Source organism: Sinomonas albida (genome assembly GCF_004919045.1).
GTDB lineage: Bacteria > Actinomycetota > Actinomycetes > Actinomycetales > Micrococcaceae > Sinomonas > Sinomonas albida.
Genome location: NZ_SWDW01000004.1, coordinates 109,966 through 133,395, shown reverse-complemented (window position 1 = coordinate 133,395; position 23,430 = coordinate 109,966). Strand labels below are relative to the sequence as shown.

Here is a 23,430-nt window from a genome sequence, read left to right as displayed (position 1 = left end):
GCGACTCCCCGCTCGCGCCAGGGCTCTTCAGCTGATCCCTCGCAAGCTGGTCCCTCGCGCTAAGCGTCGATGCGCTCGCGATCCAGGCTCGAGCTGCCGGTCACGACGAAGTCCTTGCGCGGCGCCACCTCCGAGCCCATGAGCAGCTCGAAGACCTCCTCCGCGCGTTGGGCGCTCTCGATCGTGACGCGGCGCAGGCTGCGGTGGCGCGGGTCCATTGTGGTCTCCGCGAGCTGGTCGGCATCCATCTCGCCGAGGCCCTTGTAGCGCTGGATCGGCTCCTTGTAGCGGCGGCCATCGGCCTCGAGGCGCTTGAGCTGGGCATGGAGCTGGTTCTCGGAGTAGGTGTAGACCATCTCGTTGGCCTTGCTCCCGGGATTGACGACCTCGAGGCGATGCAGCGGCGGAACGGCAGCGTAGACGCGCCCGTCCTCGATCATGGGCCGCATGTACCGGAAGAAGAGCGTGAGGAGCAGGGTCCGAATGTGGGCGCCGTCGACGTCGGCGTCAGTCATGAGGATGACGCGCCCGTAGCGGGCGGCTTCGAGGTCGAAGCTGCGGCCCGAGCCCGCGCCGACCACCTGGATGAGCGCGGCGCACTCGGCGTTGGAGAGCATGTCCCCCACCGACGCCTTCTGGACGTTGAGGATCTTGCCGCGAATGGGCAACAGGGCCTGGAATTCGGAGGAGCGCGCGTGCCGTGCCGTGCCGAGCGCGGAATCGCCCTCGACGATGAAGAGCTCGGATCGGGTGACGTCGTCCGTGCGGCAGTCGATGAGCTTGGCCGGAAGCGTGGAGGATTCGAGCGCCGTCTTACGCCGCTGGGTTTCCTTGTGAAGCCGCGCCGTGACGCGGGACTTCATCTCGTTGACGACCTTCTCGAGGAGCACCGCACTCTGGTTGCGGTCCGCACGCGCCGTCGAGCCGAGCTTCGCGGAGAGTTCCTTCTCCATGACCCGCGCGACGATCTGGCGGACGGCGGGGGTGCCGAGGATCTCCTTCGTCTGGCCCTCGAACTGGGGCTCGGCGAGCCGGACCGTGAGCACGGCCGTGAGCCCCGCCATGACGTCGTCCTTCTCGATCTTGTCGTTGCCGGCCTTGAGCTTGCGCGCGTTGGCCTCGACGGCCTTGCGGAACACCTTCAGGAGCGCGGCCTCGAAGCCCGCCTGGTGCGTTCCGCCCTTCGGCGTCGCAATGATGTTCACGAAGGTCCGGACGGTCGTGTCGTAGCCCACGCCCCAGCGCAGGGCGACGTCGACCTCGCAGTCGCGATCGACCTCCGCGATCCGGCTGTGGCCCTTCTCGTCGAGGACCGGCACGGTCTCCTTGAAGGTCCCGGAGCCGTGGAGACGCCATGTGTCGGTCACCGGCGCATCGATCGCGAGGTAGTCCGCGAATTCGGAGATCCCGCCGTCGTGGTGGAAGACCTCCTCGTGCGGACCGGACTCGCCCGGAGTCCCGGCGAGCCGCCGCTCGTCGCGCACCGTGATCCGGAGGCCCGGGACGAGGAACGACGTCTGGCGGGCGCGGCCCACGAGCTCGTCGTAGGAGAACTTCGCGTCAGGCGTGAAGATCTGCCGGTCCGCCCAATAACGGATGCGCGTGCCGGTCACCCCACGCTTTGCCTTGCCGACGACGTCGAGCACCGAGTCGTCGACGAACGCCTCGAACGTCGCGTCGGGGCTCACGCGAGAGCCGGCATCGGCGAAGCGGCCGGGCTCCCCTCGCCGGAACGACATCTGATAGGTCTTGCCGCCCCGGTCCACCTGGACGTCGAGCCGCGCCGAGAGCGCGTTCACCACCGACGCGCCCACACCGTGGAGGCCGCCGGACGCGGTGTAGGAACCGCCACCGAACTTGCCGCCCGCGTGAAGCTTTGTGAAGACGACCTCGACGCCGGTCAGGCCCGTCTTCGGCTCGACATCGACCGGGATGCCACGCCCGTCATCGTGCACCTCCACCGAACCGTCCGGGTGGAGGATGACCTTGATGTCCCGTCCGAAGCCTGCCAGAGCCTCGTCGACGGAGTTGTCGATGATCTCCCACAGGCAGTGCATGAGCCCGCGGGAATCCGTCGAGCCGATGTACATGCCGGGGCGCTTTCGAACGGCCTCGAGCCCTTCGAGGACGGACAGGTGCCTGGCGGTGTATTCAGAGCTCGGGGTCACGCTCGGGGGGCTCCTTCGGAACGAGAACTTGGTGCGCGGTACGGGCACGCGCCATCTCCACAGCGTAGTCGCCCCGCGGGACATTCCTTTTCCGCCACTCTGTCAGTTGCCGAATCGGGACCGAGTGCCCTGTCGAACGCCGGTTGCGTTATGGAAGAGTGATACGCCCCGAGCGAAAGTAGCCGTTTTACGGGATGGGTCGTTGGGGGATGGGGTGTTAGATGGGGTAGACCGAGGAAGCGCCCGGTACCGGTGAAGGAGGCCACGATGACTTCAGCCCTTGCAGATCGCACACTGACCGCTGTCGACCGCTGCGACCGCTGCGGCGCGCAGGCCTACGTTCGAGTGGTCCTCGAGGCCTCTGGTGGAGAACTCATGTTCTGCGCGCACCACGCGCGCGCCGTCGAGACGACCCTGCGGCCCAAGGCGTCGCACTGGCACGACGAGACGTCACGCCTGAGCGAGAAGGCCGCGCTCCCGGAGGACTGACCTCCCGGACCACGAGCCTCGCGCCGATCGCGGGCGGAACAGCCGCCGGAAGGGCCCGGACACCAAAGTGGTGTCCGGGCCCTTCCGCGTTCACTGTGACGCGGTTCTCTGTGACGCGCCAGCCGAGGCCATCAGGGTGAACCGCGGGACGCCGCGCAACGTCTTGAGGGAGTCTGGCCGGAACCGCCGCTGGCGCCCCGCGCCTGCGGCCCGGCCGCCCGGAAAGGACAACCCGATGTTCAACGCACTGGCCCGACGTGGAGCGCTCCGCCGGTGGCTCTCGGCGGCAAGCCTCTCGGTCCTCGTCCTCGCAGTGGGCGCGGCGGCTCCGGCTGTCGCCCTGACTCCGACGCCGGGAGGGCCATCCTCATCGTTCAACAAACCCGGCGACCTTTTGATCGCCGATCAGTTCAACAATCGCGTCATCGAGGTCAATGCCGAGCACCAGATCGTCTGGCAGTTCGGCCTCGGTCCCGGTGACTTCTCCGCCCGTTCGATCATCGGCACCAACGACGCACAGCGGGTGGGGCCGCTCACGCTCATGGCCGGGACGGGCACTCCCCCGAACACTGTTCCCGGGTGCCCCCAAGGGTGTGCTGACAACCGTGTGATCCTGGTCAATCCCGCCGGCCATATTGTGTGGCAGTACGGCACCTTCGGCGTCACCGGCTCGGGGCCTGACCAGCTCAACACTCCTGTCCAGTCCACGTGGCTCCCCGATCAGCACGTGCTCATCACTGATCAGGCCAACGAGCGGATCATCGAGGTCGACCTCGCCAAGCACATCGTCTGGCAGTACGGCATGACGGGGACCACGGGAATCGGATTCGACCAGCTCAACAACCCGAACAGCGCCGAGCTCCTGGCCAATGGGCACATCCTCATCTCCGATGAGAACAACAACCGGGTGATCGAGGTCAACCGCCAGCACCAGATCGTCTGGCAGTACCCTGCCGTCCCGGATCCGTCGCTCCTCAGCGGCGCGGCGTTCGCGAGCCGGCTGGTCAGCGGCGACACGCTCATCACGGACTCGAACAACAGCCGGGCCATCGAGGTCACTCCGGCCGGCAAGGTCGTGTGGAGTTACACGACCAACCTGCAGCCCGGCAGCAACCCGGCGCCACTGCCCACGCGGGCCGTGCGGCTGGCCAGCGGCAACACCCTCATCAGCGACCAATTCAACAACCGGGTGATCGAGGTCAGCCCCGCGGGCACGATCGTCCGGCAGGAGGGCCTCCTCAACGTCTCCGGCTACAGTCCGACGACGACGACGGCCGGCCTCTTCGCGCCCTATGACGCGAAGGTTGTGGGCGACTACACGGGGCTCACGCCGCCGTTCGGCTTCCGCCACTGATCAAGCCGGAGGCGAAGCCGCACCTCACCGCACACTGACCGAACCAACCCAGAAGCGCCGGGACCGCACAGATCGAACTGTGTGGCCCCGGCGCTTCGCCGTGGACTGCGAATCACCGCGGATTCAGGCGGTGACTGGTGGACGAGTGCCTAGTCGAGGTAGTCGCGCAGCACCTGCGAACGCGACGGGTGGCGCAGCTTCGACATCGTCTTGGACTCTATCTGGCGAATGCGCTCGCGCGTCACGCCGTAGACCTTGCCGATCTCGTCGAGGGTCTTCGGCTGGCCGTCGGTCAGGCCGAAGCGCATGGCCACAACGCCCGCCTCCCGCTCGGAGAGCGTGTCGAGGACGGAGTGGAGCTGCTCTTGGAGGAGCGTGAAGCTCACGGCATCGGCGGGCACCACGGCCTCGGAATCCTCGATGAGGTCGCCGAACTCCGAGTCGCCATCCTCGCCCAGCGGGGTGTGCAGAGAGATCGGCTCACGTCCGTACTTCTGCACCTCGACGACCTTCTCGGGCGTCATGTCGAGCTCCTTGGCGAGCTCCTCCGGGGTGGGCTCGCGGCCCAGGTCCTGCAGCATCTGCCGCTGGACGCGGGCGAGCTTGTTGATGACCTCGACCATGTGCACCGGAATGCGGATGGTGCGGGCCTGATCGGCCATAGCGCGCGTGATGGCCTGACGGATCCACCACGTCGCGTACGTGGAGAACTTGAAGCCCTTCGTGTAGTCGAACTTCTCGACCGCGCGGATGAGGCCCAGGTTGCCTTCCTGAATCAGGTCGAGGAAGAGCATGCCGCGGCCGGTGTAGCGCTTTGCTAGCGAGACCACAAGCCTCAGGTTTGCCTCGAGCAGGTGGTTCTTGGCCCGCTCGCCATCGTGCACGATGCGCTCGAGGTCGTGGCGGTACTGGGCGTCGTAGGACGACTCCGCCTCGTCGAGCTTGTGCTTCGCGAACAGGCCAGCCTCGATGCGCAGGGCGAGGTCGACCTCCTGTTCGGCATTCAGCAGCGCGACCTTGCCGATCTGCTTGAGGTAGTCCTTGACGGGATCCGCCGTGGCGCCAGCCGACGTGACCTGCTGGACCGGCGCGTCGTCCTCGTCAGCATCGGAGATAACCAGGGCCGCAGAGCCAGTGGTGCGCCCCTTGGTCCCGGTGTCTTCCTCTACCTCGGTCTCGGCCGCGAGTTCGTCGTCGGCCGGGGTCACAGCGTCGAGATCCGCGGCCTCGGCCTCAAGTTCATCAGACCCGGTGGCCGCCTCCGCGTCCTTGCCCTTCGTTGCCGCCTTGGCAACCGCGGGGTCCGCGGCCACGGACTTGCGTACCGTCGTCTTGGACTTGGTCGCAGGCGTGGTCTTGGAGCGCGAGCCCGATGTTGCTCGCTTGCTGGACGCAGCCTTCGGCACCTCGGTCTCCACCGTGGCCTTCTGAGCCGTTTCCTTCTCCGTGGGGGGCGTCACGATCACCTTCCTGCCGCAGTGCTGGAGTCGCCAAGGGGGCAACACCACTATGACCCTGTCAAGTCCGTGCTCCGCGCAGCGCGCGTCTCGGACCGAAGGGTCTTATGTAGAAAACCCCTCGACCGCTGGATTCGTTCCCAAATTCACAGAATTCGGCAGAAACTTCGCGGCTTCCGATGCTCGGACCCGACCGGGTCTGGCGTCCATTGTCGCACGAGACCCGCACGACGGCGGCATTCGGCGGCCGAAGGCCCTCATGCGACGTCGCTCAGCCTCCTCCATGCCGTCTCGGGCCGCCGTGCCCACGCCGCGAGTTCACCGCTTTCGACGAGCGCCAGGAACAGCTCGGCGAAGCGGTAGTCCGGCGCCGCACTCAGGGCGCGGCGCAGGAAGCCGACCGCCTTCGCCCCACGGCCGCGCACCCAATGGATCCAGCCGAGCATCGCCAACGCAGGGGCTCGCACTTCCGGCGCTTCCATCGAGGTCATGGCCCGGAGGACGCGCTCGAGGCGGCCGATCCGCTCCCATGAGGGCGGCTCAGGAGTGCTGCCCAGCAGAACGCCTCCGAAGGCAAGGGCTGCCTCCTCGAGACCGGCACTGTCCAGCCCGTCGCGCCCTGGATTGACGCCTTCCAGCTCGGGATTGGCACCTTCCAGTTCGGGATTGGCACCTTCCAGCTCGTCGCACCCCGTTTCGACGTCGACGGACTTGGGATTGTCCACCCGCTCGGTGTGCGCCGACCACGCCGCGAGGATCTGCCGAGCCTCCCTCGCGGTGAGGCCGCCGGGCAGCTCGGGCAGCTCGGGAAGCCCCCGCAACATCTGCTCCCCCAAGTCAGCGCCGCTGGGCCTTGCAGAGCGGCCAGCGGCCCCATTCGCGGACCTGAGGTCGCGGTCGTACTTCTTGCCGTTCTCCAGAGTCCCCACCCATGCCGCGCGACCGCCCAAGGCTGCCGCGACGATGACGGCGTCGCGTAACGCAGGGCGCGCGAGCGACGCCGCGAGCAAGCTCAGCCGCTCGGGCCCGGGCGCCCGGGAGTCGCCGAGCGTGTCCTCCCAGGCAGCCAGCGCGGCCGCGAATTCGCACGGATCCCACCACGACCGGGTGTGAACGCCGTAATGGTCGGCCGGCCGGGCGCCAGCCGACGATCCTCGCGAAGGCGATCCCCCGCCAGGCAGCGCGGCGCGGAGAGGCCCGCCGCCGGCGGGCGCCTCGAACGTGCTGCCACGGTAGACGAGCTCCGTGCCGAGCCGGCTCGCGGTGATTGTCTCGACGCGCTCCCCGGGCCACGGGCAGCACGACGATCTGCTGCACAGCATGCTGCGCCAGTGCCGCTCGCCGACGAGCCACGCATCGAGCACAGGAAGCCCGGCGCGGGCAAGGGCGGCCTGCAGCTCGGTCACGAGGCCGTGCCGGGGCGGATTCGCCGCCTCGGCCCACGGCTGCGCCGTGTAGACGACGAGGACGGCCCCGTCGGCGAGGGGATCGGTGGACAGATATCCGCAGACCGCCTCGGCGTAGGCCGCGAGATCGCCGCCGTCTCGCGGCGGCAGATCGACCCTCACCGTGACGCCCACCGTCCCGGAGCCTACGGTGACGGCGACGAGGCTCTCCGACGGCCACTCCCCCATGGCGTGCGGGATGTAGCCGAGGAGGTCTTCGGGTTCGCGGATGACGAGCTCTGCCGGCTCCCGAGCGGGCTGTGGCCTGCCTTGGCCCTGGTCTGAATGATCCATGGAGCCAGTCTTGCCGCGCCCAACCGGCAGCGGGTCCGCCCGTCGGCACATGTGGACGACACGCCCCGACGATTTCTGGGGACGAGGAATCAGCGCACGCTGGAGCGCCGCGACCGCACGTCCGCCCACGCGTCGCGCAGGGCCTCGCGCAGCGGTGGGACGGGCACGCCGCTCGCGGCGAGCTGACGGCGCACCTTGCGCCGGACCCCGAGGATCATCGCGGCGCCGAACGCCATCACCACGAGCTGCGCGGCGAGGGCCACCCTGAAGGCGCCGAGCGAGTAGAGGCCGGCCGGCGAGAGTCCGAGCCCGTGCTGAAGGTCGAGCAGATAGCCGATCAGGAACATCGTCACGAGCGCGGCGACGAAGCCCCCGGAGTTGACGATTCCGGTCGCCGTCCCGAGCCGATGCGAGGGGTTAAACGTCCGCGCGAAGTCGAAACCGATCATCGAGCTCGGGCCGCCGACGGCGAGGACGGCCACGAGCACGAAAAGCAGCCCCAGCGGCGCCTGCCCAGGCCAGAGCAGGACTACCGACCACACGATCGCCGTGAGTCCCGTGATGGTGAGCACGAGGGTCGATCGGCGCAGCGGATGCCGTGACACGAAGCGGCCCATGGGCGGGCCCGCGAACAGCGCCACCACCACGAAGAACGACATCAGCCCGGCGGCCGTCGCGGAGTCATACCCCTCGCCGGCCACCATGAACGGGAATCCCCACGCCAGGGCGAACACATTGCCGCTGAACTGCACCGTGAAGTGGCTCCACAGCCCGAGGCGAGTCCCCGGCTGCCGCCAGGCGGCTCCGAGCACGGCTCGCGTCCCCTCCGGAGCCCCCTCGGCGGGCTTTGCGGCCCCCGCAGGCGCGTTCCGGAGGAAGGCCAGAACGAGCACGACGACGAGCACGGACAAAGAGGCCAAGGAGAGGAAGCCTGTTGTCCAGCCGCGGGCGTGCAGGAGCGCCAGGAACGGGATGACGCTCACGAGTTGGCCGAGCATGCCGAGCATGCCGGTCAGCTGGGTCAGGAGGGGGCTGCGCTTTGCGTTGAACCACAAGGGCACGAGCCTGAGGACCGAGACGAACGTCATGGCGTCGCCCATGCCGACGAGCATGCGGCCAATGATGCCGGTCACCACGGACTCGGCCACCGAGATCTGGAGCTGGCCGAGCGCCATGAAGACGGCACCCGTGGCGACCATGATCCGCGAGCCGAAGCGGTCCACCAGCATGCCGACCGGGATCTGGAGCGACGCGTAGACAACGAGCTGGAGGACGGTGAAGGCGGAAAGGACGGCCCCGCCTGCGTGGAAGCGGTCGGACGCCTCAAGGCCGACGACGCCGAACGACGTCCTCTGCACGACAGCCACGAGGTACGCGAAGACCCCGATCCCCCAAACGGTCCACGCGCGCCAGCTATTCACGCGTCCGATCCTAGTCGGACGGCGAGACGGGCCCCCCAGATGACCTGCCGTCGTCGTCCGCGCCGGGCTCAGGCTGGCCTTCCTGGGTCGCGAGGTACGCCTCGACCGCAGCGCCGAGCACCTCGGCATCCGGGAGCTCGCCGCTCATGGCGGCAAGCAGCGAGCGGCGCGGCGCGTCAGCGCTGCGCTCGTCGAAGCGCGCCTCGAGCCCCTCGACGAGCTCGCGGACCTCGTCCGAGGATGCGACCTGCTCGGCGATCTGGCGCTCGACCTCCCGCCCGGCCTCGCGCAGGCGATCCGTGGGAAGCATGAGGGAGGCGGCCGCCCCGAGGTGTTCGAGGGCCGCGACGGCGGAGCCAGGGTACTCGGCCTCGGAGAGGTAATGCGGCGTGTGGACCACGAAGCCGGCCACGCCGCGGCCCGACTCGACGAGCCGCAGCTCGAGCAGGTGCCCGATCGCGGCCGGAACGCTCACGACGGGCTTCCAGCGCGAGATCCCCTCGACCAGCTCGGGCCGGTTCCCGTGCACCGTGACGCCGAGCGGGCGCGTGTGCGGGACGGGCATGGGGATCGAGTGGGTCCACAGCACGAGGCGCACATCCAGCCGCTCGACGAGGCCGACGACGGCGCGCGCGAACCGCTCCCACTGGAAGTCCGGCTCGGGACCGGCCAGGAGCAAGTAGGGCTGCCCCAGCCCGTCGTCGAGCGCATACAGCGCCAGACGGAGTGGTGTGTAGTCCTCGAGGTGGTCCTCATTGAACGTGATTCTGGGCCTCCGCGCGCGGTAGTCCAGCAGGGCGTCGATGTCGAACTCGACGACGGTGCGCGGCTCGCCCGTGCGCAGGAGCTCGGTGGTGATCTGATCGACCGCCTGCCCGGCATCGGCGAAACCCGTGAAGCCCATGAGCAGCGGCAACCCCTTGAGCGCGGGGTCGTCGAGCAGCTCCTGGGCCGCCGAGTAGAGGCCGGCGGGGTCCTGAAGCGGCCCTCTCCGGGCAAAGTCCATGAGTTTTCGCTCCCTATAAGAGTCGATCGAAGTCATCCGCCGGTGGCGGGGCGTCGCGGAGGCATGCGGTAACGGCGACACCCATGTCAACGGCGTTCGGCCTTCCATCATTCCACCAGCGGCTACGATCGGAAGTCCGAGGCTGCGCAGGGCTGCACAGGCGCCCGGCCGGCCCGAACGCACCTGACGCCCAGAAGAATCGAGGCACTATCCCGTGTTCATCAACGCCGAAGCATCCCTGAGTGCCGTCGCGCGGGACCTGCGCAAGACCCGCAGCGACGCAGTCGTGATCGGAGTCGCCCAGGGAACCGATGGCCCTGTCCTCCTGGACAGCCCGCTGAGCGCGAAGAACGCCGAGGCGGTCCAGGGGACGCTCGCGATGCTCGGGGCCACGGGCGCGCCGGACCAGCTTCTCCGTCTGCCCGGCGTGCCGGAACTGAACACCCAGGTCATCGCCCTCGCGGGAGTCGGAAGGCTCGACGGCGCCGCGCCCTCGCACGAGCAGCTCCGCCGCGCCGCAGGCTCCGCGGTCCGGCAGCTCGCCGGACTCGGCACCGTGATCCTCGCGTTCCCCGCCCCGTCCGCTGGGGAGGTCGCCGCGGTCGCCGAGGGCGCCGCGCTCGGCGCGTACTCCTACACCGAGCACCGCGCGCGCTCGGCTGAGGCCTCGAAGCCGAACGTCGAGCGCGTCGTCGTGCTCACGCCGCTCGCCGGGAGCGCGGCCGCGGACGCCGCCCTGGCGCGCGCCGCCGTCGTCGGCCAGGCCGTCAACACGACCCGCACGCTCGTCAACATGCCGCCGAGCCAGCTCTACCCGGCGGCGTTCGCCGATGCCGCGAAGGAACTCGCCAAGAGCACGTCGTCGGTGAAGCTCACGGTGTGGGACGAGAAGCGTCTCGAGAAGGACGGCTTCGGCGGCATCCTCGCCGTTGGGCAGGGCAGCTCGCGGCTCCCGCGGCTCGTGAAGGTCGAGTACACGCCGTCGCAGGCAGCGAAGGCACGGTCCGTTCACCTCGTCGGCAAGGGCATCACGTTCGACACGGGCGGCATCTCGATCAAGCCCGCGGCCAAGATGGACGAGATGAAGAGCGACATGGCGGGCGCAGCCTCCGTGCTGGCCGCGGTCCTCGCGGCCGCGAAGCTCGGGCTCAAGACGAAGGTCACCGGCTGGCTGTGCATCGCCGAGAACATGCCGTCCGGCAGCGCCCAGCGGCCGTCCGACGTCATCGTCATGCGCGGTGGGACGAGCGTCGAGGTGCTCAACACGGACGCCGAGGGGCGCCTCGTCATGGCGGACGGCCTCGCGGCGGCGAGCGAAGAGAACCCCGACGTCATCATCGACATCGCGACTCTCACGGGCGCGGCGATCATCGCGCTCGGCACCCGCACCGCCGGGCTCATGGGCGACTCGACCGTCACCGCCGGGCTCAAGTCCGCGGCCGACGACGAGGGCGAGGCAGCGTGGCCCATGCCGCTTCCCGAGGAGCTCAGGGCCGGGCTCGACTCGCCGGTGGCGGACATCGCGAACGTCGGCGACAGGCCGGGCGGGATGCTCACCGCCGGGATCTTCCTGCGCGAGTTCGTGGGCGACCGCACTGACGGCACCCCGATCCCGTGGGCGCACATCGACATCGCGGGTCCCTCGTACAACACGGGCTCGGCGTACGGCCACACCCCCAAGCTGGGGACGGGTGCCATGGTTCGCACGCTCGTGCGTTATCTCGAGGGCATGGGGGCCCAGGCGAACTGAGCGCTCGCCGGACACGTCCTGGCGAGGGGCGTCCCACCGGGACGCCCCTCGCGGCGTGTCGCTGGCCGAAACGCCGCGACGCCCGCGCGTCATTCTTTTCCCCACCGAGGACATGCTTTTCGCAGTATGAGAACATAAATCCACTTTGCGGAACGTCCGAACCTGCGTGAGCCTTGCCACAACGGAGAGACAAACCACCGGGGGAAGGTGGAGCATAGTCCGTCAGGGAGATAGGGTTGCCCTGATACCGGGCCTGCCAGCGTACCGGCTGGCGGGCACATCGTCACCTACGACGGCTTATCGCCGTCCTTCAATGCGAGGGAGCGTCACGTGGCCGACCAGCCTACTGCGCAGGAATTCGACATCTTGGTCCTCGGAGGCGGCAGTGGCGGCTACGCAGCAGCTCTGCGCGCCGTCCAGTTCGGCCTCAGCGTCGGGCTAGTCGAGAAGGGCAAGCTCGGCGGGACGTGCCTGCACAACGGCTGCATCCCCACGAAGGCCCTCCTGCACGCCGCCGAGCTCGCGGACCACGCCCGCGACTCCGCGAAGTACGGCATCAACGTGAGCCTCGAGAGCATCGACATCAACGCGGTCAACGCGTACAAGGACGGCGTGATCGCCGGCAAGTTCAAGGGCCTCACGGGCCTCATCAAGTCCAAGGGCATCACGGTCATCGAAGGCGAAGGCCGACTCACCGCCCCGGACACGATCACCGTGAACGGCACCGCCTACAAGGGCAAGAACATCATCCTCGCCACGGGCTCGTACTCGCGCTCGCTCCCCGGCCTCGAGCTCGGCGGTCGGGTCATCACGTCGGACCAGGCGCTGGAGCTCGACTTCATCCCGAAGTCGGCGATCGTCCTCGGCGGCGGCGTGATCGGCGTCGAGTTCGCCTCGGTGTGGAAGTCCTTCGGAGTCGATGTCACGATCGTCGAGGGCCTGCCCTCGCTCGTCCCGAACGAGGACGACGCGATCGTCAAGCAGCTCGAGCGCGCGTTCAAGAAGCGCGGGATCAAGTTCAACACGGGCACGTTCTTCCAGAGCGTCGAGCAGGACGACAACGGCGTCAAGGTCACGCTCGTCGACGGCAAGACGTTCGAGGCTGAGCTCCTGCTCGTCGCGGTGGGCCGCGGTCCGGTGACGGCGAACCTCGGGTACGAGGAGCAGGGCGTCACGATCGACCGCGGCTTCGTCATCACGAACGAGCGCCTCCACACGGGCGTCGGCAACATCTACGCGGTCGGCGACATCGTGCCGGGCGTCCAGCTGGCCCACCGCGGCTTCCAGCAGGGCATCTTCGTCGCCGAGGAGATCGCGGGCCTCAGCCCCGTCGTCGTCGAGGACGTCAACATCCCGAAGGTGACGTTCTGCGACCCCGAGATCGCGACCGTCGGCTACACGGAGAAGGGCGCGAAGGCGAAGTTCGGCGACGACCAGATCCAGACGCAGGAATACAACCTCGCGGGCAACGGCAAGAGCTCCATCCTCGGGACGACCGGAATCGTGAAGGTCGTCCGCCAGAAGGACGGCCCCGTGATCGGCGTGCACATGATCGGCGCCCGCATGGGCGAGCAGATCGGCGAGGCGCAGCTCATCGTCAACTGGGAGGCCTACCCGGAGGATGTCGCACAGTTCATCCACGCCCACCCGACCCAGAACGAGTCCCTCGGCGAAGCGCACCTCGCGCTGGCCGGCAAGCCGCTCCACGGCTGAGCCCACCGGATACCGACATCAATCGCACGACAGAAACCACAAAGGAGCACGGAGACAATGTCTGAATCCGTCAACTTGCCGGCTCTCGGGGAGAGCGTCACCGAAGGCACCGTCACGCGCTGGCTCAAGCAGGTGGGTGACCGCGTCGAGGTTGACGAGCCCCTCGTCGAAGTCTCGACGGACAAGGTGGACACCGAGATCCCCTCGCCGGTAGCCGGCATCCTCGAGGAGATCCTCGTCGCGGAGGACGAGACGGCCGAGGTCGGGGCTCCGCTCGCGCGCATCGGCGACGGCGCCGGATCCAGCGAGGCCCCCGCGGCGCCTGCCGACCAGGAGACGTCAGCGCCCGCCGAGGCTGCACCCGCCGAGCCCGCGCCCGCTGAAGCCGCTCCGCAGGAGCAGGCTCCGGCGGAGGAGCCCGCCGAGCCGTCGGCGGCCCAGGCGGCGCCTGAGGGTCACGAGGTCACCCTTCCTGCGCTCGGCGAGAGCGTCACGGAAGGCACGGTGACGCGTTGGCTCAAGAGCGTTGGCGACGCCGTCGAGGTCGACGAGCCGCTCTTGGAGGTCTCGACCGACAAGGTCGACACCGAGATCCCGTCCCCCGTGGCCGGCACGCTCCAGGAGATCCGCGTGAACGAGGACGAGACGGCCGAGGTTGGCGCGGTCCTCGCGATTGTCGGCTCCGGTGCCGCGGCTCAGGCCGCGCCCGCAGCGGAGGCCCCGGCTCCCGCCCAGGCTGCCCCGGCGCAGGCCGCTCCGGCCCACTCTGCTCCGGCCCAGACCGCTCCCGCCTCCGCTCCGGCACCGGCTCAGGCCGCACCGGCTCCGGCTCCGGCTCCGACTCCGACTCCGACTCCGACCCAGGCTGCGCCGGCACCGGCTCAGGCCGCGCCTGCCGCACCCTCGGCACCGGCCGCGGGCGGCTCCGAGGCCGGCTACGTGACCCCACTCGTGCGCAAGCTCGCGAACCAGCAGGGCGTCGATCTGTCGACGGTCACCGGCACGGGCGTCGGCGGCCGCATCCGGAAGCAGGATGTTGTCGCTGCAGCCGAAGCCAAGCAGGCGGCCGCCCAGGCCCAGGCGGCGCCCGCTCAGGCCGCGCCGACCGCCGCCGCGCAGGCTCCGGCTCCGGTGGTCCCGTCGTCCTTGCGTGGCACCACCGAGAAGGCTCCGCGCATCCGTCAGGTCATCGCGCGCCGCATGCGCGAGTCGCTCGACACGTCGACCCAGCTCACGCAGGTCCACGAGATCGACATGACCAAGATCGCGAAGCTCCGCGACCGTGCCAAGGGCGCCTTCCAGGCCCAGAACGGCGTCAAGCTCACGTTCCTCCCGTTCATCGCGAAGGCTGTCGCCGAGGCGCTCAAGCAGCACCCGAAGCTCAACGCGGAGTACAACGAGGAGAAGCAGGAGATCACGTACCACAACGCGGAGCACCTCGCGATCGCGGTGGACACCGAGAAGGGCCTCCTCGTTCCCGTCATCAGCAACGCGGGTGACCTGAACCTTGCCGGCCTCGCGGGCCGCATCGCCGACGTCGCGGCGCGCACCCGCAGCGGCAAGATCGGCCCCGACGAGCTCTCGGGCGGCACGTTCAGCATCACGAACATCGGCTCGGTGGGGGCCCTCTTCGACACGCCGATCATCAACCAGCCCCAGGTCGCGATCCTCGGCACTGGTGCGATCGTCAAGCGCCCGTGGGTGACGCAGAACGCGGAGGGCGACGACGTCATCTCGGTCCGCTCGATGATGTACCTCTCGCTGACCTACGACCACCGGCTCGTCGACGGCGCGGATGCGGGACGCTTCCTGCAGACGCTCCGTGCGCGCCTCGAGGGCGGCGCGTTCGAGGCTGACCTCGGCGTCTGAGTCGGTCCGCTCACCGTGACTCGCTGAGGGTGACGGCTTGACCCAAATGGGTCTCGCCGTCACCCTCATTCGTTACCCACTTGGAACCCCCTCGCACCCGTGAAGCGGCCGGGCAGACCCCATGCCAACAACTAGAATCGGGACCATGACTGTCGTCTTCAGCATCGTCCTCTTCATCCATATTGTTGGGGCGGCCATGATCGTGGGCCCGTGGATCGCCAATATGAAGGCTCCGACCGTGGGGGCGCGGCAGTTCGACGGTGCCATGACCCAGCTCGTCACGGGCATCATCCTCGCGGGCCTCCTGCCCGTCATGGTCAGCACGGTCCCCAGCTGGCCCACCCCCGACTACCCGAAGCTCATCGTCAAGTTCGTCGTGGCGATTGTGGTCGGCGCGCTCGCCTTCGTGGGCAACCGCCGGCGCAAGGCAGGCGAGCCTGTCGCCCCCGGCGTGGCCCACGCCGTCGGCGGTCTCGCTCTGCTGAACATCGCGATCGCGACGATCTGGCCCTAGGTCCACCCGCCTGTTTCCGGCGCACACCAAGGCGGCCCCGTCCGCGCTTCTTCATCCAAGCGCAGGCGGGGCCGCTTTGTGCCTACGATGGCCGGGCCAGTTCACACTCTCAGCCCATCAGCACAGCGAAGGAGCGCAGTATGGCCACCATCCGCACAGCCCACACCGTCTGGAACGGCAGCCTCATGGAGGGCGCAGGGCAGACGACCCTCGACACGTCCGGGCTCGGAACCTATGACGTCACGTGGAAGGCCCGCAGCGCCGAGTCAAACGGCAAGACGAGCCCCGAGGAGCTCATCGCAGCGGCCCACTCAGCCTGCTTCTCGATGGCGTTCAGCAATGGGCTCGCCGAGGCCGGCTACACAGCCGACGAGATCCGCACGCAGGCCGAAGTCGACTTCGTGCCGGGCACGGGCATCACCACGAGCAAGCTCACGGTCTCCGCGAAGGTCCCCGGCATCGGCGAGGACGAGTTCCAGCAGATCGCCGCGAGCGCGAAGGCGGGGTGCCCTGTGAGCCAGGCCCTCGCTGCCATCAAGATCACGCTCACCGCCTCCCTCGAGTCCTGAGGCACCGGCCGTTCGGGGCCGCCGCCCACGAACGGCCCATCACGAACTGGGCCCCCGACCTGCGCCTCGCGGTGCAGCTCGGGGGCCCAGTTGCGTCGGGAGCCCTGTTGCGTCAGGGCCCCGGGGCTCGTCATACAGGTCCGGACTCAGCCTTCGTAGGACGGCACGGCCTCGACGGCCACGCGGGCCTGCGGACGAGGCGGCAGCGGCGCGGGCCGCACCGAGCGGTAGCCTTCCCGGGCGGGCGGACGCTCCGTGGGAATCTCCAGGAGCATCTCCTTGAGCACGCCGATCCCGTGTTCGAGCTGCGGGTCCACCCCCGCGGCATGGGCGTGCGGCGGGTAGGCGATCTCGATGTCGGGCTCGACACCGAAGTTCTCGACGTCCCAGCGGACTCCCCCACCGAACCACGTCGCGTAGCGCGGCTGGCTCACGGCCGTCCCGTCGGCGAGCTTGAAACGGTTGTCGATGCCGACCACCCCGCCCCACGTCCGGGTGCCGATCACGGGGCCGATCCCCCTCAGCTTCCCAACCTGCGTGATGATGTCGCCGTCGGACCCCGCGAATTCGTCCGCGAGGATCACGACCGGCCCGCGGGGAGCGTGTCGCGGATACGTGCGCGGCTGTTCGCCGCGAGGCACGGTCCACCCCGTCACGCGCCGGCCAATGAGCTCTGCCACGAGCTGAGACGTGTGGCCGCCGCGATTGCGACGGACGTCGACCACGAGGGCGTCGAGTGCCGTCTCGGTGTCGAGGTCGCGGTGGAGCTGTGCCCACCCGCGCGCGGCCATGTCCGGCACGTGCAGATAGCCGAAACGCCCGTCTGAGGCCTCGCGCACGAGGCGGCGGTTGGCCTGGACCCAGTCCTGGTAGCGCAGCCGCTCCTCATCGCGGATCGGCACGACCGCGATGCGCCGCCGGGCTCCCTCCTCCCCCGCGTGCGCTGAACCGTTGAGGATCGTGAGCTCGACCGCCTTGCCCGCGGCCCCCACGAGCGCCGTCGCCGGGCCGAAGTCCGGGCCGAGGGGGACACCGTCGACGGCGAGGAGGCGGTCGCCCGCGCGCACGCCCGCTCCGGGCGCCGCGAGCGGCGAGGTCGCGAGCGGATCGGACGACTCGCTCGCGAGGACCCGCCGAACCACCCAGCCGTCGTCATAGTCGAACTCCGCCCCGAGGCGGCCCTGGCCGCCTGCGCCCGGTTCGGAGGGCAGTTTGGGCGTGACGTAGGCGTGGGAGGTGCCGAGCTCGCCATGCACCTCCCACAGGAGGTCCACAAGGTCGTCGTGAGAGCCGAGGCGGTCCACGAGGGGCTCGTACCGGCCGCGCACCTCGTCCCAGTCCTGGCCCGCCATGTCCGGCGTCCAGAAGAAGTCGCGCTGGAGCCGCCACGCCTCGGCGAAGGCCTGCCGCCACACCGCCACGGGGTCCAGCCGCACGCGGATGCGGTCGAGCTGCACCTTGACGTGCTCCGGGCTGTCGTCGTCGGCCTTCGAGGCGCTCGGCACGGAGTGGAGCTGGCGGTCGCTCACGTACACGACCCGCGAGCCGTCCCCGCTCAGCCGGTAGGCGTCGAGCGAGCCGACGAGCGTTGTGGTCCGAGAGTCGCCGAGGTCGAAGCGCTCGAGGCTCGGCTGCGGATCCTTGTCACCGGGCTTCGCCTTGCCCTCGCCCGTGGTCCCCGAGAGATCGTGCGAGAGCCACAGCAGCGCGTCCTTGGCAGCCGTGAGGCGGGAGTAGTTGCCTTGGCGGACCGGCAGGGCAACGACCCTGTGCGCGAGGCCCTCGAGGCTCACGGCGACGGACGACGGCGCGCGCCCACCGCCGTCGCTCGTCGCGCCTTCGGTGTCCCCGCCCTGGGAGTCGCTCGCGGCAGGATCTGCGGCCGCGCCGAAGTCCGCTGCCCGCGGGCCGAACGGTGTGGCGGTCGTCGCCGAGAGGGGCACGAGGTATGGCTTGATGGGGCTCGGGAACGAGAGGTCGAACGAGTGGCCGTCGTAGACCGGGTCGAAGCTGCGCCCCGAGAGGAACGCGAGATACTTGCCGTCGGGCGTGAACGCCGGGGACGCATCGAAGAAGCGTCCGTCGGTCACGTCTGCGATCTGGCCCGTCGAGACATTCGCGAGCCGCAACTTCGAGCGGGAGCCGAACGCCGTCACGGGCTCGCTCCACGCGAGCCACGACGAATCCGGGCTCCACGCAAGCTCCTCGATGCTCCCCTCGTCCACGGTCGAGAGCGTGCGTGACTGACCGGTCTCCGTGTCCACGAGGTGGACCTCGCCGAAGGCAGTGCCCAGCGCCACGTGCCGGCCATCAGGGCTCGGCACGAGCTCCGCGACCCGGTTTGGGGTGGGGAGCTCGAAGTGCTTCGCGACGGCGGCCTGGCTCTCCTCGGGGGCCGCGACGGCGTGCGGAACCGGCACCGCGTACGAGCGCTGTTCCGTCCGCCCCAACGGGACAGAGGCGACCTGGCTCCCGCCAGCCGGCACCGGGGCCGGGAGGCCGCTCCCCTCATCTGCCGCGTCGAGGCCCGAGTCCGCCGAAGTCGGCCCGGCCGCGCCAGGGGCAGCGTGGCCCCACTCTGCCGGGTCCGCGAGGTCCTTGACGAACAGGGCCTCCTCGCCGGAGTGGTCCGCGATGTAGGCGACGCGGTCAGCTCCAAGGGGACGCGCGAGGCGCGCCCGGACCCCCGGGGCGGCCTCGACCACGCGCGACGGGCCGTCCCGGTGCGTGAGCCAGTGCACGGTGCCGTGAGCCTCGACGACGCTCGCGGCGCCGTCGTCCGTGGGCACCGCATCGGCGAGATGACGCCCAACCGCCAACGGGACCGGGCGGCGCGAGGTCGACGCCGAGCCGAGCGCGACCTCGACGCGGCGCGCCTCGGAGTCGAGTCCGTCGAGGAGCCACAGCTCGCCAGCGGACTCGAGGACGATCCGTTCGCCGTCGGTGCTCGCGTGCCTCGCGTAGAAGCGGTCGAAGTCTGTGTGCCGGCGCAGGTCCGAGCCGTCGCGCAGGACCGAGTACACGTTGCCGTAGCCCTCGTGGTCGGAGAGGAACGCGATACGGCCGCCGATCCACATGGGATCGCTCACGTTGCCGCCGAGGCCCGGCGTGAGGAGCCGGAATTCGCCGCCGCCGTCGGCATCGATCCACAGCTTGCCCATGGCGCCGCCGCGGTAGCGCTTCCACGCCGCCGGGTCCCGGGACAGGACCGTGCCGACCACCACCGGCCGCTCGTCACCGACGGACGGCCCGAACGCGACCGAATCCACCGGCCCGTACGGGAGCTCCTCGAGCCACCCGCCATCGACCGGGATGGCGTAGGCGTGGGTGTGCCTCGAGTCGGGCTGGTTGTGGGCGCTCGTGACGATCACGCGGCCGCGCGGATCGAAGCCCTTGACGCGCGTGCTCTGGTGGCCGAAGTACGTGAGCTGGTGGAAGCCTCCGCCGTCGACGTCCGCGGCGACAGCCTCGGGTGCCGTGCCCTGGACCACGCTCCAGACCACTTTCTCCCCGTCCGGGGTGAAACGCGGGTTGCGGGCGGGGAGCTGGAGCGCGGACACCCGCCACGCCCGCCCGCCGTCCACGGGCGCGAGCCACACGTCATCCTCGGCCACGAAGGCGACAAGCCCGCCGTGGACATGGGGGTACCGAAAGTAGCTGGAGGCAGTCATGCTCCGATCATAGGCAAGCGACCTGTCCTCCTCCCGAGAGATCTGTCACTCGGTCCGCTCATGACGGCAGCTCCGGGACCCAACGCACCACGGCCTGCTTTCCGGCTCACGCGGAGAGGATCCGTACCACGCGCCACGCGCCTTCCGTCCGGTCGAGGACGATCCTGAGCATCTGATCCCTTCCGGCGCCCGGGCCCGAAAGCTCGCGGCCCGCTTGGGTGAGGGTTGCGTACCCGGAGCTCAGCACGCGAGCCCGGACGACGGCGGTGCTGCCGCCTGCTTCGGCGGCCTGCGGCAGGAGCTCGGCTGAGAGGACCTCGGCGCTGAAGCCGTCGAGGCGCGTCCCCTCCCGCTCAAGCCTGTCCAGGAGGCCGGAGTCCGCCGTGGCGGCCTCTGAACCGCGAGCGCTCACCCGTTCCAGGAGTTCCCGGTCTGACGCAGTGATGGCGCGAGCCCTGATCTGGGCGAGCGCCTGGACGGCCTGGACAGGATCGGCGGACTCGGCCCGGCGCCGAAGCACGTCGGGCAGGCCCGACCATGCCGCGGGAGCTTGGACTGTCGCGCCCGCGAAGGCTCCCGCGGCCGACCGCGGAGCCCCGCCCGCCGCGGCCCCCCACGCGACGGCGCAGCCTGCCAGGGCCAGGAGCGCGATTCCGCCCCAGCGGGCAAGCGACCGCCTCGCCACGGACGGATGCCGGGGCAAACGATGCGAAGCCCGTGAGCGTCGGTGGGCTCGCAAGGACCTCGGCGCGGGTTCGCGGGAGGGCGCCGACGGCCATCGCGAGGCTGCGGTCGCCAGCCGTGCCGCAAGAGGTCGCCATAGCATGGCGCATCGGAGGCTCGATAACCCCAACCGGGCAGACGGCCGCCCGGGCAGACGGCCGGCGCCCCGACCCCGCCTCCGGGACTTCCCACGCTCGTCCGGACGGATCCGCGTCACCAGCTCGGGGAGGACGTCGTCGTCGACCGCGGGGGCCAGGTCGACCGGCTCCGGGCGTGCGCTCCGGAAGACCGCCCGGGCGAACTCCGCCGCCGTGGGGCGATCCGCAGGCCGGTCGGCGAGCGCCGCATCGATCGCCGTGGCGAGCTCTGGAGGAACCGTCTCCCGGAGCATCGTGAGCGGCGGTCGCTCTGCGGTGCGGCCCGGCACGGCGCCGGCGAGGCAGAACCAGGCGACGGCGCCCAGGCCGAAGACGTCTGCGGCGGGCCGCAGGGCTGCGTCCTGTTCCTCGGGCGGACCGCTGGGGTCCTCGAAGCCGGGGGTTCCGGATGGGGCCGCTGGCGGGTCGCCTACAAGCCACGCCGCGCCGAGGTCCGCGAGGAGGGGCTTGCCCTGAGCCGTGAAGAGGATGTTTCCGGGCGAGACGTCGAGGTGTGCGATACCTTGCTCGTGGAGAGCGGCCAGGGCTTGGGCGATCGGCCCAATCGCCGTGACTGTCTCGCCGACGCCGAGACGGCCGCGAACGGACAGAAGGCGCGCGAGCGAGCCGCCGGCGGCGTACTCGCTCACGACCACGGTCGAGGTGCCCTCCGCGCCCGATGGCACCGCCGCGTGGCACGTCAGGACGTGGGGATGCGTCGCCGCCCGCAGGGCACGAAGCTCGCGACGCGCCGTCGAGGGTCCCCGGGCCGTGCCTCCGTGACCGGCGGCCCGGACCACCTTCCCCGCAACGAGTCGTCCCGTCCCGTGCTCGCGCAAGAGCCACACGTCGCCGCCCCCGCCCCTGCCCAGGCGACGGACGACGTCGTGACCCCGCACCGCGGGCGCCGCGGGGCTGGGCGACGGAGGGGACGGGGCGACGCAAGGATCCGGAGACGGCGGCAGTCGGGGTTCCATGTCCCCTGTCTACCGGAGCAAGGTGACGCGCCAAGCGGTTATCCACAGGCCTTCGAGCAGGAGTGATGTGAGTCATCTCATGGCAGGACCCACCGCCCGGAGGACTAAGCTAGTCCGCATGACTCTCGCGTTCACCCGGCTGGGGTTCGCGCCTGACTACGTCGACTACGCCGCAGGACTCGCGGCCCAGCGACAGCTCCACGACGAGGTGGCAGCCGGTGAGGCCCCCAGCACTGTCCTACTGCTCGAGCATTCCGCCGTCTACACGGCAGGCAAACGGACCGAGGACCACGAGCGGCCTCTCGACGGCACGCCGGTCGTTCCGGTGGACCGTGGCGGCAAGCTCACGTGGCACGGCCCCGGCCAGCTCGTCGGCTATCCGATCGTCAGGCTCAAGGAGCCGCGCGGCGTGCGTGCGTACGTCGAGCTCCTCGAGGAAGTCATGATCGACGTCATCTCCGAGTACGGCATCAAGGCGGAACACGTCGACGGCCGCTCGGGCGTCTGGGTCCGCGCCGACGAGCGCGGCGGCGACCGGAAGATCGCCGCCATCGGGATCAGCGTGCACGACGGGATCACGGGCCATGGCTTCGCCATCAACTGCAGCAACAGCCTGGCTCCCTACGAGCAGATCATCGCGTGCGGCATCACCGACGCCGGCACGACGACGATCTCCGCTGAGGCGGGGCGCGAGATCGACCCGCTCGACATCGTCGACCGCATCACCGAGGAACTCACTCGCCGCGCCGGCGAGTTCGCTGCCGACGATCTCGGCACCGAGGACCTCTCCGCCGCTTCCCCAACCGAAGGAGCACTCCTGTGACGCTCGCACCCGAAGGGCGCCGGATGCTGCGCATCGAGCAGCGCAATGCCGCAACGCCCGTTGAGCGCAAACCCGACTGGATCAAGGCGAAGGTCCACATGGGCCCGGAGTTCGTTCAGCTGAAGAACCAGGTGAAGAAGGAGGGGCTGCACACCGTCTGCGAAGAGGCCGGCTGCCCCAACATCTACGAATGCTGGGAGGACAAGGAAGCGACCTTCCTCATCGGCGGTTCGGAATGCACGCGGCGCTGTGACTTCTGCCAGATCGACACCGGGAAGCCCTCGCCGCTCGATCGGTTCGAGCCCACCAAGGTGGCCCGCTCCGTCCAGTCGATGGCGCTCCGGTACGCGACCGTCACCGGCGTGGCGCGCGACGACCTCGAGGACGAGGGCGCCTGGCTCTACGCCGAGACCATCCGGAAGATCCACGAGTTGAACCCGGGCACCGGCGTCGAGATCCTCATCCCGGACTTCTCCGGCAAGCCGGAGCACATCACGGCGATCTGCGAGGCCAAGCCCGAGGTGTTCGCGCACAACGTCGAGACGGTCCCGCGCATCTTCAAGAGCATCCGCCCGGCGTTCCGCTACGAGCGCTCGCTCGACGTCATCACCCAGGGTCGGGACCAGGGCATGGTCACGAAGTCCAACCTCATCCTCGGCATGGGCGAGACCCGCGAGGAGGTCTCCCAGGCGCTGCGCGACCTCCACGAGGCGGGCTGCGACCTCATCACGATCACCCAGTACCTGCGCCCATCGGAGCGCCACCATCCCGTGGACCGCTGGGTCAAGCCGCAGGAGTTCGTCGAGCTCTCGCAGGAGGCCGAGGAGATCGGCTTCCTCGGCGTCATGAGCGGGCCCCTTGTGCGTTCGTCCTACCGCGCCGGCCGGCTCTGGGCGACCGCGATGCGCAAGAAGGGCCGCGAGATCCCGCCGCAGCTCGCGCACATCGAGTCGTCCGGCTCGACCCGTCAAGAGGCGGCGACGCTCTTGGCGGCTCAGGGCAGCTGACCGGACCGACCGCACCACGTGGCCAGAGCGCCGCCCTTCGGGA

General features: G+C 69.8%; 16 protein-coding genes. 9 read left to right on the top strand and 7 right to left on the bottom strand.

Annotation, left to right across the window (positions count from 1 at the left end):
* Positions 1 to 59 precede the first annotated feature (59 nt).
* On the bottom strand, positions 60 to 2,168 hold the full coding sequence (locus E6A26_RS05295) for a DNA gyrase/topoisomerase IV subunit B (protein ID WP_136610158.1): 2,109 nt from the start codon (positions 2,166 to 2,168) through the stop codon (positions 60 to 62).
* 267 nt (positions 2,169 to 2,435) lie between these two features.
* Between E6A26_RS05295 and E6A26_RS05290 the strand changes: the two genes are divergently transcribed.
* Positions 2,436 to 2,657 carry a DUF7455 domain-containing protein gene (locus tag E6A26_RS05290; RefSeq protein ID WP_136610157.1) on the top strand — a complete coding sequence of 74 codons (222 nt, stop codon included), beginning with the start codon at positions 2,436 to 2,438 and terminating at the stop codon, positions 2,655 to 2,657.
* A 235-nt stretch (positions 2,658 to 2,892) separates the two neighbouring features.
* On the top strand, positions 2,893 to 4,011 hold the full coding sequence (locus tag E6A26_RS05285) for an NHL repeat-containing protein (protein WP_136610156.1): 1,119 nt from the start codon (positions 2,893 to 2,895) through the stop codon (positions 4,009 to 4,011).
* A gap of 149 nt (positions 4,012 to 4,160) precedes the next feature.
* On the opposite strand, the gene E6A26_RS05280 is transcribed toward E6A26_RS05285, so the two are convergent.
* The 4 genes from E6A26_RS05280 to E6A26_RS05265 all read right to left on the bottom strand — a co-directional run bounded on the left by E6A26_RS05280 (position 4,161) and on the right by E6A26_RS05265 (position 9,634).
* The gene (locus E6A26_RS05280; protein ID WP_136610155.1) at positions 4,161 to 5,471 is read right to left on the bottom strand and encodes an RNA polymerase sigma factor; all 1,311 of its coding nucleotides are present in this window, start codon (positions 5,469 to 5,471) and stop codon (positions 4,161 to 4,163) included.
* Between the two features lie 254 nt (positions 5,472 to 5,725).
* Positions 5,726 to 7,207, bottom strand: coding sequence for a DUF4192 family protein (locus tag E6A26_RS05275; protein ID WP_168928678.1), 1,482 nt, complete (start codon positions 7,205 to 7,207; stop codon positions 5,726 to 5,728).
* An 89-nt stretch (positions 7,208 to 7,296) separates the two neighbouring features.
* Complete coding sequence (locus E6A26_RS05270) at positions 7,297 to 8,628, bottom strand: MFS transporter (protein WP_136610153.1); 1,332 nt, start codon at positions 8,626 to 8,628, stop codon at positions 7,297 to 7,299.
* A 10-nt stretch (positions 8,629 to 8,638) separates the two neighbouring features.
* Entirely contained in the window at positions 8,639 to 9,634 is a 996-nt protein-coding gene (locus E6A26_RS05265; protein WP_136610152.1) for a proteasome assembly chaperone family protein, read from the bottom strand.
* 214 nt (positions 9,635 to 9,848) lie between these two features.
* Here E6A26_RS05265 and E6A26_RS05260 point away from each other — a divergent pair, with 214 nt between their 5' ends.
* The 5 genes from E6A26_RS05260 (at position 9,849) to E6A26_RS05240 (ending at position 16,049) form a co-directional block, all read left to right on the top strand.
* A complete protein-coding gene (locus E6A26_RS05260) occupies positions 9,849 to 11,384 on the top strand; it encodes a leucyl aminopeptidase (protein WP_136610151.1) in 1,536 nt (511 codons plus the stop codon).
* Between the two features lie 330 nt (positions 11,385 to 11,714).
* Positions 11,715 to 13,097 carry a dihydrolipoyl dehydrogenase gene (gene lpdA, locus E6A26_RS05255; protein WP_136610150.1) on the top strand — a complete coding sequence of 461 codons (1,383 nt, stop codon included), beginning with the start codon at positions 11,715 to 11,717 and terminating at the stop codon, positions 13,095 to 13,097.
* A 57-nt stretch (positions 13,098 to 13,154) separates the two neighbouring features.
* Entirely contained in the window at positions 13,155 to 14,966 is a 1,812-nt protein-coding gene (sucB, locus tag E6A26_RS05250) for a 2-oxoglutarate dehydrogenase, E2 component, dihydrolipoamide succinyltransferase (RefSeq protein WP_136610149.1), read from the top strand.
* Positions 14,967 to 15,111: 145 nt separating this feature from the next.
* The gene (locus E6A26_RS05245; protein ID WP_136610148.1) at positions 15,112 to 15,480 is read left to right on the top strand and encodes a hypothetical protein; all 369 of its coding nucleotides are present in this window, start codon (positions 15,112 to 15,114) and stop codon (positions 15,478 to 15,480) included.
* A 140-nt stretch (positions 15,481 to 15,620) separates the two neighbouring features.
* Positions 15,621 to 16,049 carry an OsmC family peroxiredoxin gene (locus tag E6A26_RS05240; protein WP_136610147.1) on the top strand — a complete coding sequence of 143 codons (429 nt, stop codon included), beginning with the start codon at positions 15,621 to 15,623 and terminating at the stop codon, positions 16,047 to 16,049.
* A 146-nt stretch (positions 16,050 to 16,195) separates the two neighbouring features.
* On the opposite strand, the gene E6A26_RS05235 is transcribed toward E6A26_RS05240, so the two are convergent.
* Positions 16,196 to 19,720, bottom strand: a complete 3,525-nt coding sequence (locus tag E6A26_RS05235; RefSeq protein ID WP_136610146.1) for a S41 family peptidase — start codon at positions 19,718 to 19,720, stop codon at positions 16,196 to 16,198.
* Positions 19,721 to 19,826: 106 nt separating this feature from the next.
* Positions 19,827 to 21,557, bottom strand: coding sequence for a serine/threonine-protein kinase (locus tag E6A26_RS05230; protein ID WP_136610145.1), 1,731 nt, complete (start codon positions 21,555 to 21,557; stop codon positions 19,827 to 19,829).
* A gap of 118 nt (positions 21,558 to 21,675) precedes the next feature.
* Here E6A26_RS05230 and lipB point away from each other — a divergent pair, with 118 nt between their 5' ends.
* Complete coding sequence (lipB, locus tag E6A26_RS05225) at positions 21,676 to 22,380, top strand: lipoyl(octanoyl) transferase LipB (protein ID WP_136610144.1); 705 nt, start codon at positions 21,676 to 21,678, stop codon at positions 22,378 to 22,380.
* Positions 22,377 to 23,387: a lipoyl synthase gene (gene lipA, locus E6A26_RS05220; protein ID WP_136610143.1), complete on the top strand. Its 1,011-nt coding sequence runs from the start codon at positions 22,377 to 22,379 to the stop codon at positions 23,385 to 23,387. The genes lipB and lipA overlap by 4 nt, the downstream gene beginning before the upstream one ends.
* Positions 23,388 to 23,430 lie beyond the last annotated feature (43 nt).